Annotated in this window: 14 protein-coding genes; all 14 read right to left on the reverse strand. The window is 67.5% G+C overall.

From position 1 onward, the window contains the following. Positions 1 to 110 precede the first annotated feature (110 nt). Positions 111 to 1,049, reverse strand: coding sequence for a GTPase Era (gene era / locus LRX77_RS00895; RefSeq protein ID WP_231830938.1), 939 nt, complete (start codon positions 1,047 to 1,049; stop codon positions 111 to 113). Beyond that, positions 1,046 to 2,416: a hemolysin family protein gene (locus LRX77_RS00900; protein ID WP_231830939.1), complete on the reverse strand. Its 1,371-nt coding sequence runs from the start codon at positions 2,414 to 2,416 to the stop codon at positions 1,046 to 1,048. Before LRX77_RS00900 ends, era begins: the two co-directional genes overlap by 4 nt. Continuing rightward, positions 2,413 to 2,880 (reverse strand): rRNA maturation RNase YbeY, encoded by a 468-nt coding sequence (gene ybeY / locus LRX77_RS00905; protein ID WP_231830940.1) that lies wholly within the window; start codon positions 2,878 to 2,880, stop codon positions 2,413 to 2,415. Before ybeY ends, LRX77_RS00900 begins: the two co-directional genes overlap by 4 nt. Next, positions 2,877 to 3,881 carry a PhoH family protein gene (locus tag LRX77_RS00910; RefSeq protein ID WP_231830941.1) on the reverse strand — a complete coding sequence of 335 codons (1,005 nt, stop codon included), beginning with the start codon at positions 3,879 to 3,881 and terminating at the stop codon, positions 2,877 to 2,879. Before LRX77_RS00910 ends, ybeY begins: the two co-directional genes overlap by 4 nt. Then, the gene (locus tag LRX77_RS00915; RefSeq protein WP_231830942.1) at positions 3,874 to 4,224 is read right to left on the reverse strand and encodes an HIT domain-containing protein; all 351 of its coding nucleotides are present in this window, start codon (positions 4,222 to 4,224) and stop codon (positions 3,874 to 3,876) included. Before LRX77_RS00915 ends, LRX77_RS00910 begins: the two co-directional genes overlap by 8 nt. A 25-nt stretch (positions 4,225 to 4,249) precedes the next feature. Continuing rightward, positions 4,250 to 5,119, reverse strand: coding sequence for a 16S rRNA (uracil(1498)-N(3))-methyltransferase (locus tag LRX77_RS00920; RefSeq protein ID WP_231830944.1), 870 nt, complete (start codon positions 5,117 to 5,119; stop codon positions 4,250 to 4,252). Next, positions 5,119 to 6,219, reverse strand: coding sequence for a molecular chaperone DnaJ (gene dnaJ / locus LRX77_RS00925; RefSeq protein WP_231830945.1), 1,101 nt, complete (start codon positions 6,217 to 6,219; stop codon positions 5,119 to 5,121). Before dnaJ ends, LRX77_RS00920 begins: the two co-directional genes overlap by 1 nt. Positions 6,220 to 6,283: 64 nt before the next feature. Next, positions 6,284 to 7,318, reverse strand: a complete 1,035-nt coding sequence (hrcA, locus tag LRX77_RS00930; protein ID WP_231830946.1) for a heat-inducible transcriptional repressor HrcA — start codon at positions 7,316 to 7,318, stop codon at positions 6,284 to 6,286. Between the two features lie 93 nt (positions 7,319 to 7,411). Further along, on the reverse strand, positions 7,412 to 8,566 hold the full coding sequence (hemW, locus tag LRX77_RS00935; RefSeq protein WP_231830947.1) for a radical SAM family heme chaperone HemW: 1,155 nt from the start codon (positions 8,564 to 8,566) through the stop codon (positions 7,412 to 7,414). Continuing rightward, positions 8,563 to 10,431: a translation elongation factor 4 gene (gene lepA / locus LRX77_RS00940; protein ID WP_231830948.1), complete on the reverse strand. Its 1,869-nt coding sequence runs from the start codon at positions 10,429 to 10,431 to the stop codon at positions 8,563 to 8,565. The genes hemW and lepA overlap by 4 nt, the downstream gene beginning before the upstream one ends. Before the next feature lie 79 nt (positions 10,432 to 10,510). Beyond that, entirely contained in the window at positions 10,511 to 10,771 is a 261-nt protein-coding gene (gene rpsT, locus LRX77_RS00945; RefSeq protein WP_231830950.1) for a 30S ribosomal protein S20, read from the reverse strand. 110 nt (positions 10,772 to 10,881) lie between these two features. Continuing rightward, complete coding sequence (holA, locus tag LRX77_RS00950; protein ID WP_231830952.1) at positions 10,882 to 11,892, reverse strand: DNA polymerase III subunit delta; 1,011 nt, start codon at positions 11,890 to 11,892, stop codon at positions 10,882 to 10,884. Between the two features lie 56 nt (positions 11,893 to 11,948). Further along, on the reverse strand, positions 11,949 to 14,165 hold the full coding sequence (locus LRX77_RS00955; protein ID WP_231830953.1) for a ComEC/Rec2 family competence protein: 2,217 nt from the start codon (positions 14,163 to 14,165) through the stop codon (positions 11,949 to 11,951). Further along, a complete protein-coding gene (locus LRX77_RS00960) occupies positions 14,162 to 14,863 on the reverse strand; it encodes a helix-hairpin-helix domain-containing protein (RefSeq protein WP_231830954.1) in 702 nt (233 codons plus the stop codon). Before LRX77_RS00960 ends, LRX77_RS00955 begins: the two co-directional genes overlap by 4 nt. Positions 14,864 to 14,948 lie beyond the last annotated feature (85 nt).

Raw genomic sequence — 14,948 nt, forward strand, 5'->3', positions numbered from 1 at the left:
GAAGGTCTCAGAATCTAAGACTCGCCGCGGCGGCTAAGAAGGAGCTGCACCGAACGCATGCGAGACATCATAGCAGACACGCCTCCAGGCAGGCGTTCGGCCTCGGCGCCTCAGAACCCGAGACGGTCGAGCAGCTTCGGCGAGGTCTGCCACTCCTTGGCGACCTTGACCCGCAGATCGAGATGCACGCGCCCGCCGATCAGCTGTTCGATCTGCTTGCGCGCTGCGATGCCGAACGCCTTGAGCCGCTGCCCGCCTCTGCCGATGATGATGCCCTTCTGCGAATCACGCTCGACGAAGACGCTGGCATAGATCTTGGTGACGCCGCCTTCAGCGTCGGGTCGTTCGACGTCGTCGATCACCACGGCGAGGGAATGCGGCAGTTCGTCGCGAACGTCTTCGAGCATCGCCTCGCGGATGAGCTCCGCGGCACGCACTTCGATCGAGTCCTCGGTGTGGGTCTCGGCGTCGTAGAGCTGCTGCGAGGCGGGCAGCAGCCGGATCAGCTCGTCACGCACGACATCCACCTGATCGTCGGCAACAGCCGAGACCGGGATCAGCGTCGCCCACTCGGCCAGGGCATCGATCTCGACCAGGCGGGCGGCCACGTCATCGGGCCGCACCCGGTCGGTCTTCGTCAGCAGCGCGACGCGCTTGGCGCGCGGATGTCGCCCCACCTGCTCGATGATGCGTCGGTCGCCGGGGCCGATCGCCTCGTCGGCGGGCAGGCAGACGCACACCACGTCGACCCCGTCGAGCTCGGCCTCGACGATGTCGTTCAGCCGCTGGCCCAACAGAGTGCGCGGTCGGTGCAGGCCTGGTGTGTCGACGACGACGATCTGCCCGGCGTCGGTGGTGAGGATGCCGCGGATCGCCCGCCTCGTCGTCTGCGGCTTGGCGCTGGTGATCGCCACCTTCTCGCCGACGAGCGCGTTCATCAGCGTGCTCTTGCCCGCGTTCGGTCGGCCGACGAAGGCGACGAAGCCCGCGTGAAAGCCAGGGAGCAGATCTGGTTCGGATTGGTTCGTGGGCTCAGCGGATTCAGTCATGATTCGTCTCTTTCGGGGTGTGAGTCGTCCCGCTCGCGCTGGGCGCGCTCGAGCGTGGTCTCGTTCGTGTGTGAGCGCGTCGCTGTGGCAGAGGCCCCGGCCGCGGCGGCCGCAGCGCCTGCTGCCGGTTCGGCGATCACCGTGAGCAGCCGATGGCTGCGCGGATCGATACGGGCGGCGGTCAGCGACAGGTCGCCGACCACGACGCGCTCGTTGAGCGCGGGCAGGTGCCCCAGCGCCTTGATGAGCAGACCGCCGACGGTGTCGACCTCATCGTCTTCGAGCTCTTCGTCGAAGAGGTCGCCGAGCTGGTCCAGGGCGAGTCGCGCGCTCAGCCGATAGCGGTGCGGGGCCAGCCGAATGACCTCAGATGCGTTGCGATCGTGCTCGTCGCTGATCTCGCCGACGAGCTCTTCGATGACGTCTTCGAGAGTGACCAGCCCGGCGACCGAGCCGTACTCGTCGATGACGATCCACATGTGGCGACGCGTGCGCTGCATCAGGGCGAGCAGGTCGTCGATCGGCTTCGACTCGGGCACGAGGTTCGGGCGACGCGCGAGAAACTCCACGGTGCGCTGGCCTTCGCGGGCGGCATCCTGCTCGAACAGGGCGCGCGCGACGTCGCGCAGGTACACCACTCCGACGACGTCTTCGGTCTCTTCATCTTGCAGCGGCAGTCGCGAATACCCGCTCTCGAGAAATACGTCCATCGCATCGTCGAGCGTGGTCGTGGTGTCGAGTGTGCGCATGTCGATGCGCGGAATCATGATCGATCGCGTCAGTGTGTCGCCGAACTCGACGACCTGGTGAATCAGCTCGCGCTCGCCCTGCTCGAGCACGTCGCGCTCGACCGCCTTGTCGACGAGGTGCATGAGCTGCGTGTCGTCGTCCTGGTCGGCCTCGGTGGCCTGACGGGTGCGTCGACCGTACGACGAGAGCGAGACCGCGATCGGCCCGATCACGACCCGTGAGATCGAGATCAGCCGAGCCGTGCGAACGAGCACCTTCTCGGGCCGGTTGATGCCGAGGCTGCGCGGCGAGGAGCCCACCAGCACGAACGACGCCAGGGTCATGGCGACGATTGCGAGCAGAAGCGCGAGCACCATGTTGGGCAGCGCGTTCACCAGCGCGATCGTGACCACGACTGCGGCCCCCATCTCGCTGAGCACTCGCTCGAACGCCGCCGTGTTGGCGTGCTCGCGCGGCTGCGAGGCGATGGCCAGCAGCCGATTGCGCTGCTTCGGGTGCTCGTCGGCGATCTCGCGGATCTCAGCGACGGGCAGGGTCACGATCGCGGCTTCGACGGCGGCGAACACTCCCCCGGCTCCGATCAGCAGCACGGCGATCAGAATCAGCAGCAGGGTCATCGGCCCGCGATGCGCTCGTTGTGCAGAAAGGTGATCAGAATCTCGTTCTGCAGAGCGAACATCTCTTTCTCTTCGTCGGGTTCGGCATGATCGAAGCCGAGCAGGTGCAGCAGCCCGTGCGTGACCAGCAGCAGCATCTCCTGCTCCGCGGGATGCTCGGCGCGAACCGCCTGCTCGGCCGCGACGTCGGGGCAGACCACGATGTCGCCGAGCACACCGGGGTCGGTGGGGCGATCGGCCGTGCCCGGTCGCAGCTCGTCCATCGGAAAGCTCAGCACGTCGGTCGGCCCCGGCTCGTGCATCCAACGGATGTGCAGCTGCTCCATGGCCGGAACCTCGACGAAGATCAGCGAGAGCTCCGCATCGCGGTGCACGTGCAGCTCGTCGAGCGCATAGGTGATGAGCCGCTGAAAACGGCCCTCGTCAATCGTGACGCCCGATTCGTTGAGAATCTCGACGCTCATTGCTGTGCTCCTTCTGATGTTCGCGGTGTGGTTCGTCGTCGCTCGTCGGTCTCGGCAGCCGCCGCACGTTCGTCATAGGCCTCGATGATCGCACTGACCAGGCCGTGACGCACGACGTCGTCACTGCTCAGACGCACCATCTCGATGTCGGCCACGTCGCCGAGCACGCGCTCGGCGTCGATCAGACCGCTGCGACGCACCGGCAGGTCGACCTGGCTGGAGTCGCCGGTCACCACCATGCGTGAGCCGAAGCCGAGCCGGGTGAGAAACATCTTCATCTGCTCGGGCGTCGTGTTCTGCGCCTCGTCGAGAATGATGAACGAGCTGTTGAGCGTGCGGCCGCGCATGTACGCCAGCGGGGCGACCTCGATGACGCCGAGTTCGAGCAGCTTCTGCACGGACTCCGGGCTCATCATCTCACCCAGAGCGTCGTAGAGCGGGCGCAGATATGGGTCGATCTTCTCTTGCAGCCCGCCGGGCAGAAACCCCAGTCGCTCGCCGGCCTCGACGGCCGGCCGAGTCAGCACGATCCGGCTCACCTCGTTGCGCTGCAGCGCCTGCACGGCCTTGGCCATCGCCAGGTAGGTCTTGCCCGTGCCTGCCGGGCCGAGTCCGAAGACGATGACGTTTTCATCGATGGCCTCGACGTAGCGCTGCTGACCGGATGTCTTGGGGCGAACGCTGCGCGTACCCTCGCCGACGATGACAGAGCCCAGCGCAGTCGACGCCTGCTGTCGCAGCACGGCGTCGACGACGGCTCCGGTGACCTGCCGATGCTGCGCTTCGGCGTCGAGACTCTCGATGAGTCGTGCGGCGGCGTCGCGATGTTCGCCCGCTCCGCTGATCTCGATGCCGTCGCGGTCGACCTGGAACCGCAGGCCGGGCCACTGCTCTTCGATGCGCCGCAGATGCAGGTCGCCGGGGCCGAGCACGCGCACCGCCGAGGTGTTCAGCGGCACTCGTACCGTGCCGCGGGGAGATTCTGGTGCAGCGTCAGGCAAGTTTTCCCTCGTCGAGTGTCGGTCCGGCGAGCACGTGGGCGTGCACATGGAACACCGACTGCCCCGCGGCAGCACCGGTGTTGAACACGAGTCGGAACTCGCCGTCGGCATACTGACGCGCGAGAGCGCCTGCCATCTTCACCACTTTGGCGAGCAGCTCAGGGTCGTCGGCGAGCTCGACGACGTTGCGGTAGCCGGCGCTCTTGGGAATCACCAGCAGGTGCAGTTCGGCCTGCGGGCTGATGTCACGGATCGCGATCAGATCGTCGGTCTCGGCGACGATGTCGGCGGGAATCTCACGGTCGATGATCTTGCTGAAGATGCTGGGTGTCTCGGCGCTCATGCTGCCCATCTTAGTCGGCCCGTGCTCACCACCGGCCGAGCCGACCGCTGAGCACCGAGATTGCCGCGAGACCCGCGCTCGACGTGCGCAGCACGCTCTCGCCCAAGCGCACCGGAATCACCCCGGCCTTCACCAGTCGATCGCGTTCGGCAGGGTCTGTACCGCCCTCGGGGCCGATGATCACCACGACCTCGCCCCGCTCGGCATTCGTTGCGCGTTCGAGCGGCACCGTGGTCAGCCGTTCCGGCGCCTCCGGGTCGAGCAGCAGCGCCAGGCGCCCCTCGAGGGCTTCTGCACCTGCCCCGCTCAGCGCCGCCGCCAGCTGGGGCGTCGTCACGGGCACGCCGACTTCGGGCACGCGCGCACGCAGAGACTGCTTGGCAGCCTCGCGCACGACCGCCGCCCAGCGCTGCTGACCGGTCGCAAGCTTGCGCCCCTGCCACACCGACACGCTGCGCTGCGCCTGCCACGGCACCACCGCATCCACGCCTGCCTCGGTCGCACTCTGAATCGCGAGCTCGTCGCGCCCGCCCTTCGCCAGCGCCTGCACCAGCGTCAGCGACGGCGTCGGCAGCTCGTGGGTGCGCCGCAGGGCGACGCGCAGCGCGAGCGATGACTTGGTGGTCGCCGCGATCGTTCCGACGAGTTCGAGGCCAGTGCCGTCGGCGACGCTCACCGGCTCGCCTCGGTTCAGCCGGCGCACTGCGGTCGCGTGGTGCGCCTCGGCGCCGGCGAAGGCCACGAAGTCGCCGGTCTGGGCCTGCCACGCGGATGCAGCGGCCGCGTCGTGGAACGCCTGAACGGGCAGCTGGGCGAGTGTGCGGCTCACGGTGTGCTCGTCGCTGTCTGCGGGGAGCTCGAGGCGCAGCAGCCGCTCAGGCAGGAACAGCGGCATCAGCCGCGACCCATGAAGCGCTTGCGGAAGCGCTGGAAGCCCGACGTGGCGGCGGTGGTCAGGTGCGGCGGCTCGTCATCGCGCAGCTGTGCGAGCTGTTCGACCAGGCGACGCTGGTCGGCGCTGAGCCTGGTGGGAGTCGCCACGCGCAGCGAGATGCGCAGTGCCCCGCGCGAGTTGCGGTGCAGATGTGTGACGCCGTGGTCGGCGATCGTGATCACGTCGGCGCTCTGTGCACCGGGCTTGACCTCGATGTCGAGCGGCCCGTCGAAGCTCTCGATCTTCGCGCTGGTGCCCAGAACGGCATCTGTCATCGAGACCTCGAGCGAGGCGAGCAGGTCGTCGCCGTCGCGCGTGAAGGTCTCGTCGTTCTCGACGTGCACCTCGAAGTAGAGATCGCCGCGGGGCCCTCCACCGGGACCGACCTCTCCACGACCGGCGAGGTGCAGACGCACACCGTTGTCGATGCCGGCGGGAATCGGCACCGTGATGGTCTCGCGCGAGCGCAACCGGCCCTGGCCGGCGCAGTCCGGGCAGGGCTGCGGAATGGTCGTGCCGTACCCCTTGCACATGGGGCAGACCGCCTCGGTGAGCACGTTGCCGAGCAGAGAGCGCACCTGCTGCTGCACGTAGCCCTCGCCGTGGCAGTAGTCGCAGGTCACCGGTGACGATCCGGGTGCCGCGCCTGATCCGCTGCAGGTCTCGCAGACCTTCGCCGAATCGACCTCGACGTCTTCTGACGCACCGAACACGACGTCGCGCAGCGACACGTCGATGCGCACCAGCGCGTCGTCTCCGCGCTGCTGGCGCGGCTTGGGGCCACGGTGCGCGCGGCCGCCTCCGCCGCCGCCGAAGAACGCGTCGAAGATGTCGCCGAAGCCGAACTGCCCGTCACCGCTGTCGCCGCGATCGTACTGCGCACGCTTGGTCTCGTCTGAGAGGATCTCGTAGGCCAGCGTCACCTGTTTGAACTGCTCGGCGGCCTGCGGGTCGGGGTTCACATCGGGGTGCAGCTTGCGGGCCAGACGACGGTAGGCCTTCTTGATCTCGTCCTGGTTCGCCTCACGAGACACACCGAGTGTTTCGTAGTGATCGGTCATTCTGTTCGTCTCCAATTGTGGTGGTCGTCGTTCGTCTCGCGGGCCGGAGTCATGCGGGCCGTGATCATCGCAGCATCTTCGACAGATAGCTGGCGACGGCCTGCACCGCGGCCATGTTGGCGCGGTAGTCCATGCGGGTCGGGCCGAGCACGGCCAGACGACCGTACTCGCCGCGCTGCTGGGAGCCGTACCCGCTTGAGATCACGGCGGCCTCTTCGAGGCCCTCGTGCTCGTTCTCGCGGCCGATGCGCACGGCGACATCGGGGTCTTCGCTGCCCATCTCGCCGAGCAGCCGCAGCAGAGCCACTTGCTCTTCGATGGCTTCGAGCACCGGCACCAGCGTGTGATCGAAGTCGGCCTCGGTGCGCATCAGGTTGCCGGTGCCGGCCACGACGATGCGCTGTGACCGCGACCCCTCGACGCCGAGTTCGAGCGCACCCAGCAGCAGCTCGGCGAGCGGGCGGTCGTCTGGGGCCGCGTACTCGCGCACCTGCTCGGCACGTTCGGCGAACTGCTCCAGGTCGACGCCGCGCAGCTGGTCGTTGATCAGTGCCCGCAGCCGCACGACCGAGGGGCGCACCGACCGCGTCGACGCACCGGCGGGCAGCGTCACATGATGCTGGGCGACCGTGCCTCGACTGGTGATCAGCACGACGAGCAGCCGCCCGCCTTCGACGTCGACGATGTCGACCTTGCGCACGCGGGTGCTCGAGAACGTCGGGTAGCGCACGACGGCCAGTTGGTTGGTGAGCTGGGCGAGCAGGCGCACCGTCTTCTCGATGGTCACATCGAGGTCGCCCTCGCCTGGCGCGAGAAAGCGCTCGATCGCCCGTCGCTGCGGCGCCGAGATGCCGCGCAGGCGGGTCAGATTGTCGACGAAGACGCGGTAGCCCTTCTCGGTCGGCACCCGACCGGCCGAAGTGTGGGGCGCCGAGATGAGCTCCTCGTCTTCGAGGGCGGACATATCGTTGCGAATCGTCGCCGCAGACACGTGAAACTGGTGTCGAGAGACCAGACCCGCCGAGCCGACCGGCTCACGAGTGGCCACATAGTCGTTCACGATCGCCTGCAGCACCGCCAGACCTCGTTCGGTCGCCATGGCAATCACCTCCGGTTTGACTCCCCTGTTGGCACTCTCATGTGTCGAGTGCTAATCATAGCGCGCCCGTCGCGCAACGGGACGAACCAGCCCTCATGCGATCAGATCTGCGACGACACGGTCGGCGAGCAGGCGACCACGCAGCGTGAGGGCGGCTCGTCCACCGGCCAGCGCATCCGCATCGAGCAGGCCGTCGCCGGCCAGAAGTGGCAGCTCGTCGCGACGGTCGGCCGCGATCTCCGTCACGCCGATGCCCTCGCGCAGCCGACTGCCCAACATGATGCGCTCCTCGTAGCGCGCGGTGGCGTCCAGCGTCTCACGGCCGGCCTCCGGGCTCTCCCCCGCGCGCACCCGGGCGGCGTAGGGCGCCGGATGCTTCACGTTCCACCAGCGTTGGTCACCGACGTGGCTGTGCGCACCGGGGCCGATGCCCCACCAGTCGTCATTGTGCCAGTAGCGCAGGTTGTGCCGACAGCGTCGGTCGAGGTCGTCATCGACGACGCGCGCCCAGTTGCTGAGTTCATACCACTCGAACCCCTCTCGGCGCATGCGTGCGTCGAGCCACTCGTACTTGTCCGCGGTGAGATCGTCGTCGGGCTCGGCCACCGCACCGTGTCTGATCTGCCGAGCGAGCTTCGTGCCCGGTTCGACGATCAGCGCGTAGGCCGAGAGATGATCGGGATGCTCGGCGAGGGCCTCGTCGACGCTGCTCTGCCAGTCGGCCATTGACTCGCCCGGCGTGCCGTAGATCAGATCGAGAGAGACCTGGAGCCCCGCGGCGCGCGCCCACTGCACCACCAGTGGAATGCGTTCGGGACGATGCACCCGGTCGAGAGTTCGCAGGACGTGCGGCACGGCCGACTGCATACCGAACGACACGCGGGTGAATCCGGCCGCGGAGAGTTCTCGGAGGGCGGCGGCGTCGGCCGTCTCAGGGTTCGCCTCGGTGGTGATCTCGCAGTCGGGTGCCAGGCCCCACTCATCGCGGATGCGGTGCAGGATCATCGTCAGATCGGCGACCGGCAGCATGGTCGGCGTGCCGCCGCCGAAGAAGACTGTGTCGACGTGGTCGGGAACCTGGTCGCCATCGCGCAGCACACGCGCGGCATAGCCGACTTCGTCGGCCGCCACCTGCGCGTACTCGCTCTGGCTGAAGCCGCGCAGCTGCGTGCCGGTGTAGGTGTTGAAGTCACAGTATCCGCAGCGCACCCGGCAGAACGGGATGTGCACGTAGACGCTGAACGTCACTTGCGCTTCTCGCCCTTCTGGCTCCCGCCGTCACTCGAGATCGCGGCGATGAAGGCCTCTTGCGGCACCTCGACGCGACCGATCGACTTCATGCGCTTCTTGCCCTCTTTCTGCTTCTCGAGCAGTTTGCGCTTGCGCGAGATGTCGCCGCCGTAGCATTTCGCCAGCACGTCTTTGCGCAGAGCCCGAATGTTCTCACGAGCGATGATGCGGGCGCCGATGGCCGCCTGGATGGGCACCTCGAACTGCTGACGGGGAATCAGCTCGCGCAGGCGCTGCGTCATCTTCACCCCGTACGCGTAGGCCGCGTCGCGATGTACGATCGCGCTGAACGCGTCGACCTTCTCACCCTGCAGCAGAATGTCGACCTTCACGAGGTCTGCGCTCTGCGTGCCGGTCTGCTCGTAGTCGAGCGATGCGTAACCCTGTGTGCGGCTCTTCAGCTGGTCGAAGAAGTCGAAGACGATCTCGCCGAGCGGCAGTGTGTAGTGCAGTTCGACGCGCTGCTCGCTGAGATAGTCCATGCCCTGCATGGTGCCGCGGCGAGACTGACAGAGCTCCATGATGGCGCCGACGTAGTCTTTCGGCGCCAGGATCGTGGCCCGCACGATCGGCTCCTGCACGTCGACGATCTTGCCGTCGGGAAACTCGGAGGGGTTGGTGACGTGCACCTGAGCGCCGTCTTCGGCGGTGACATCGTAGATCACGCTCGGCGCGGTGGCGATCAGATCGAGGTTGAACTCGCGGCGCAGGCGCTCCGAGATGATCTCAAGATGGAGCAGGCCGAGAAAGCCGCAGCGGAAGCCGAAGCCGAGTGCGACCGAGGTCTCTGGCTCGTAGATCAGTGCGGCGTCTTCGAGCTTGAGCTTGTCGAGCGCCTCGCGCAGATCTGGATAGTCGCTGCCGTCGAGCGGATACAGCCCGGAGAAGACCATGGGCTTGGCCTCGTCGTAGCCGGGCAGCGCCTCGGTCGCCGGGCGGGCATGTGCGGTGATCGTGTCGCCGACTTTGGACTGTCGGACGTCTTTCACACCCGTGATCAGATAGCCGACCTCGCCGGCAGCAAGGCCGTCGCTCGGTCTCGGCTCGGGCGAGCTCACACCGATCTCGAGAATCTCATGCGTGGCTTTGGTGCTGAGCATCTGCACCCGCTCTCGGGGCTTCAGACGGCCGTCGACAACTCGCACATAGGTGACCACTCCGCGGTAGGCGTCGTAGACCGAGTCGAAGATCATCGCTCTGGCAGGAGCCTCGGGATCGCCCTGCGGCGCCGGGATGCGACGCACGACCTCATCGAGCAGCTCTTCGACTCCTTCGCCGGTCTTGCCCGAGACGCGCAGCACATCGGCTGGGTCGCCGCCGATCAGGCCGGCGAGTTCGGCCGCGAAGCGCTCGGGATCGGCGCTGGGCAGGTCGATCTTGTTCAGCACCGGAATGATCGTCAGGTCGTTCTCGAGCGCCAGGTACAGGTTGGCCAGCGTCTGCGCCTCGATGCCCTGCGCCGCGTCGACCAGCAGGATCGCTCCCTCGCAGGCGGCCAGAGAGCGCGAGACCTCATAGGTGAAGTCGACGTGACCGGGCGTGTCGATCATGTTCAGGGCGTAGCCCTCGTCGCCGAGAGCCCAGGGCATGCGCACGGCCTGACTCTTGATCGTGATGCCGCGTTCGCGCTCGATGTCCATGCGGTCGAGATACTGGGCGCGCATGTCTCGGTCAGAGACGATGCCGGTGATCTGCAGCATACGGTCGGCCAGTGTCGACTTGCCATGGTCGATGTGCGCGATGATGCAGAAGTTGCGGATGCGCTTCGAGTCGGTGGCTGCGGGCACGATCTGTCGTGCCTGCTGGTCGGTGACTCTGGGCATGCGCTCCTCGTTTCTCTGCGTCCTGCGATGCAGAAGGCCCGCTCAGGGGCGGGCCTTCGCGAACTCCTGGGTCTCAGACTCAGAGAGAGTTGACCTGCTTGGTCAGCTTCGACTTGCGGTTCGCTGCGGTGTTCTTGTGCAGAACACCCTTCGTGACGGCCTTGTCGAGCTTCTTCGAGACGACCAGCAGTTCGGCCTGAGCCTTGTCTTTGTCGCCTGCTGCGACGGCCTCACGGGTCTTGCGTGAGAGGGTGCGCAGCTCGCTCTTCAGCGCGCGGTTGCGCTCAGTGCGCTTGGCGTTGGTGAGGATGCGCTTCTTCTGGGACTTGATGTTCGCCACTGTCGTCTTTCTGTCAGTCTTCTGGTAAGCCCGGTCGGGTTCGACGCGGACACATCACACCGAGGGTGTGCAGGCCAAGCATCTACACTATCAAACGCCGGGGCAGGCGCTCAACTGCCGATGCGCCGTGTCGCCAGTCTGCGCACGAGACGTTCGAGGGCGTAGCCGCCGTCGACGGCCTGCCCCTTGATCTGCGCGTCAGTGTCGGCCACTGCCCTCACGGCTCGCCCGAGCTCGATCGGGTTCCACCGTGCGGCGTCTTGTTGGGCGCGACGAACCTGCCAGGGTGCTCCCCCGACCTTCGAGGCGAGCTGCTGCGGAGAGGCGTGCACTTCGCAGACCGCGGCCATCAGCCGCACTTTGGTCGCGATCGCCGCGACGATCGGCACGGCGTTCATACCCTGCTGCCCGGCGTGTCGCACCAGAACCAGAGCCTTGGCCGTCTGACCGGCCAGCGCGGCGTCTGCGATGGCGAAGCCGGTGGTCTCGACGCGACCGCCGAAGTAACGGTCGATGTCGGCTCGAGTGATGTTCTCGCTCACGTCGGCCACGAGCTGTCGGCAGGCGGCGGCCAGCTCGGTCGTGTCTGCGCTGAAGGCGTCGACGAGGGCACGGGCCGCGTCAGGGTCGATGCGACGGCCGGCCAGCTGCAGCTCTTCGCGCACGAACGTCTGTTTGTCGTCGTCGCGCTTGAGCTCTGCGCACTCCACCTCGAGAGCGGCGGGCACATCGCGAACGGCCGTGAGCAGCTTCTTGCCGCGCACGCCTTTACGATGCCGCAGCACGACGGTGACATCGGGATCGGCCTGGGCGACGTAGTCGAGTGCGTCGCTCAGAAACGCATCGTTCATCTGCTCGAGGTGGTCGACCCAGATGAAGCGCGGCTGGGCGAACAGTGACGGCGAGGCGACGCTCAACAGGGTGCCAGAGGCGTACTCGCGCGCGTCGAGGTCGGAGAACTCGACTTCCTGCTGTTGGCGGTTCGCCTGCTGCCGCACGGCTTCGCGCAGCAGCTGCCGGGCGCGATCGGCCAAGAGGTCTTCGGGACCGCTCAGCAGGACGAGCGGAGCGAGGCGCGCTTCGCACCACCGTGCACGTTGGATCTTGCCCTTCGCCGCCACGCGACTCCTGCTCTCGTTCTGAATCGTGCTGTGTGCCGGAGCGACGTCATGTCGTCTCAACAGCCGTGCTCACACCATACCGCGAGCCGCTGACCTCCCAGGGCCGATTCGCTGGGATTCGATGCGCCGCGGCCCGCAGACCCCGGTTCTCGCGTCTCGACGCTCACCGCCACCCGGCCATCCTGATCGGTGCGGCGAACCACTGTGCCGCTGCGCTGCAACGTCGCCAACAGCTTCGCCGCCGGATGCCCATACGAGTTGCCGTCACCGCACGAGATCAGACCGAGCGTCGGCCGCAGCTGAGAGTACAGCCCTGGCCAGTGGTCGGCCGAGCCGTGATGGGCGACCTTCGCAACGTCGATCTTTCGTACACCCAGCGCTGACAGCTCGCGACCGACCGCGCGCTGTGCCTCGGCATCGAGATCGGCGAGCGTCAGCACGCGCAGCTCGGGCAGATCGATCAGCATCGCGAGACCGTTCGCGTTCGGATCGCGCACCGGACGGCTGACCGCCTCACCATGTGCCGCCGCCTTCTCGGGGTGCAGCGCGCGCCACGAGATGCCCGCCCCAGACGGCGTTCGCTGTGCAGTGCTACGCCAAGCGGCGAGGGCGCTGACCGGATGGATGGTTCCGGCGTCACCGAGACCCGCACGCACGATCTGACGAGCCTGCAGTCGCAAGGCAGAACGGTCCAGTTTGGCGTCGATGACGTCGGGAATCAGTACGGTGTCGACCTTGGCGACCTTCGCCACCGCTTCGGTGGCACCCGCATGGTCGATGTCTGAGTGCGTCAGCACGACGACATCGATGGCGCTGACCTGCGCGCCGCGGAGGCAGTCGGTGATCTGCTGCGGAGACTCGCCGGTGTCGATCAGCACGGTCGCGCCGCCGCCCTGCACGAGGAGTCCGTCGCCCTGGCCGACATCGCACTGCAGCAGCGGAGTGCCCACCGGCAGACGACTGGTCGACAGCACTTGGCCGACACCGGTGATCGCGACGGTCACGATGACGACCAGGACAGCGCCGCCGAAGCTGAACAGACGCACGCGCCACCGCCAAGGCTGCCCTCGGTGATGCCGACCGCAGTCTGTGCGATCACCGGATGAGCGGATTCGCCAGCGATGCCCGCCCGCCGACGGTTCTGCTGCAGGTGTCGGCCCGCGACGCGCGCCGATCAGTGTGCCGACCGCCAAGAGGGCGACCAGTAGCCCGCTTGTGATGCCGCCGACCGGCCAGGGCGGCCACGGCACTGTGCCGAAGGGATGTGCACTGAAGTATGCCGCAACCTGACCGATCCACCATCCGCCAGGCACCGCAGCCAGGGCGAAGGCGGCGGCCAGCGGTGAAGCCCACTCAGCGAGGAGGCAGCTGAGCACCCCCAGCACCGTCACCGCAGGCACTGCGGGCAGTGCCAGCAGATTCGCAGCCAGCTGATGGCCCGCGGCCGGCTGCCCGTCGATGAGCAGCAGCAGCGGCTGACAGACGAGCAGGGCGGCCGCGCTCGGCGCGAGCAGATTGGCGAGTGTCTCTGGCATCCATCGGCGCAGCCACCGTGAGACCGGCTCGCTGAAGAGCATGAGACCTGCGGTCGCCGTGACCGAGAGCCCGAACGCCACACTGCCGGCGAGCCTCGGCTCCCAGAGCAGCAGGATCAGCACGGCGGCACAGATGCCCACGATGCCGCGCCCGCCGCTCCGCGGGCGCATCAGCGTCACCAGCGTGAGCATGGCCGCCGCACGCAGCACCGTGATCTCGCCGCCGACGAGGAGCGCGAACCCCCAGATGCCGCTGAGCTCGCCGATGCCGCGCCACAGTCGCGGTGTGTGCATGATCCCGAGAAGTCCCTGCACCAGACCGACGAGCACGGCGACGTTCGACCCGCTGACGGCGGTGACGTGTGAGAGCCCTGTGGCGAGCATGTTCGCGTCAGTCGTCTCAGGCAGACCGTCGACGACGCCGACCGAGACACCGCCGATGAGCCCGGTGACCTCGGCGTCGACAGAGAGTCGCTGGCCGAGCTCTGCGAGCACATCTTGGAACGCGGCCCGCATCTGCTGGGCCCACCCGGGGTTGAAGAGGTCGAGTCGCTCTCGCAGCTCGGCGCGTGCGGCCGGCTCGCCGGCCCCCTGGCCTAAGGCCGCCATCCAGCCGGCGAGCACGACCAGCAGCGCCATCGCCGGCCGCCAGCTGGGGCGGTCAGCCGGAACGTCACCGAGGTGTCGCCACTCGATCAGCTGCGGCGAGGCCAGCAGAGAGCGTCTCAGCACGCTCATACCGTCACCCGCGATCGCAGCTTCTCGAGGGTCTTCTCGCCGATGCCCGCCACTCGGGTCAGATCATCGACCGATGCGAACGGGCCTTCAGCGTTGCGCGAGTCGATGATCTTCTGCGCCGTGCTCGGGCCGACTCCCGGCAGCGTCTGCAGTTGGTCGGTCGTCGCCGAGTTGAGATTGACCTGGCCGCCGACGCCACTGCCGCCCGAGGCTGAGCTGGATGTCGAGCCCGGCTGCCCGGCTGCAGCGCTTGGACTGCTCGGCGTGGGCGCCGCCGCCTGTTCACCGCGACGCGGCACCACCAGCTGCTCACCGTCGACCAGCACGCGAGCGAGGTTCAGGGCCTCGATGTCGGCATCGGCTGCGAACCCGCCGGCCTTCTCGATGGCGTCGGCGATGCGCGAACCCCGATCGAGCCGATGGAGTCCGGGCGCGCGAACCGCGCCGGTGACATGCACGTGCACGCCATCACCCGTCGTGCTTGCGCCCAGAGCGCCGTCGGGCGCATCTGCGCCCGACGCCGAGCCGGGCTGCCCGTGGGTTGTCGCAGCGCCCTGATCGGGGTCGACGGTGGTCTGCGCCGAGCCTCGACAGGCAGACAGGAGCACGCAGACGACCAGCGCGAACGCGGTGAGCAGAATCAGCGCTCGAACATGCAGAAACCGAGTCGAGGCCGTCGGGTGCGCTGGAGGTGCCATGGCTCGACTCTGGCCGACCGAGCGACTTTCCACAGGGTCTCGGGCAGCTCTGTGCACGGCTTCGGGGCACGACACGGTCTGTGCG

This window comes from Pseudoclavibacter sp. 13-3, from assembly GCF_021168475.1.
Classification (GTDB): Bacteria; Actinomycetota; Actinomycetes; order Actinomycetales; family Microbacteriaceae; genus Pseudoclavibacter_A.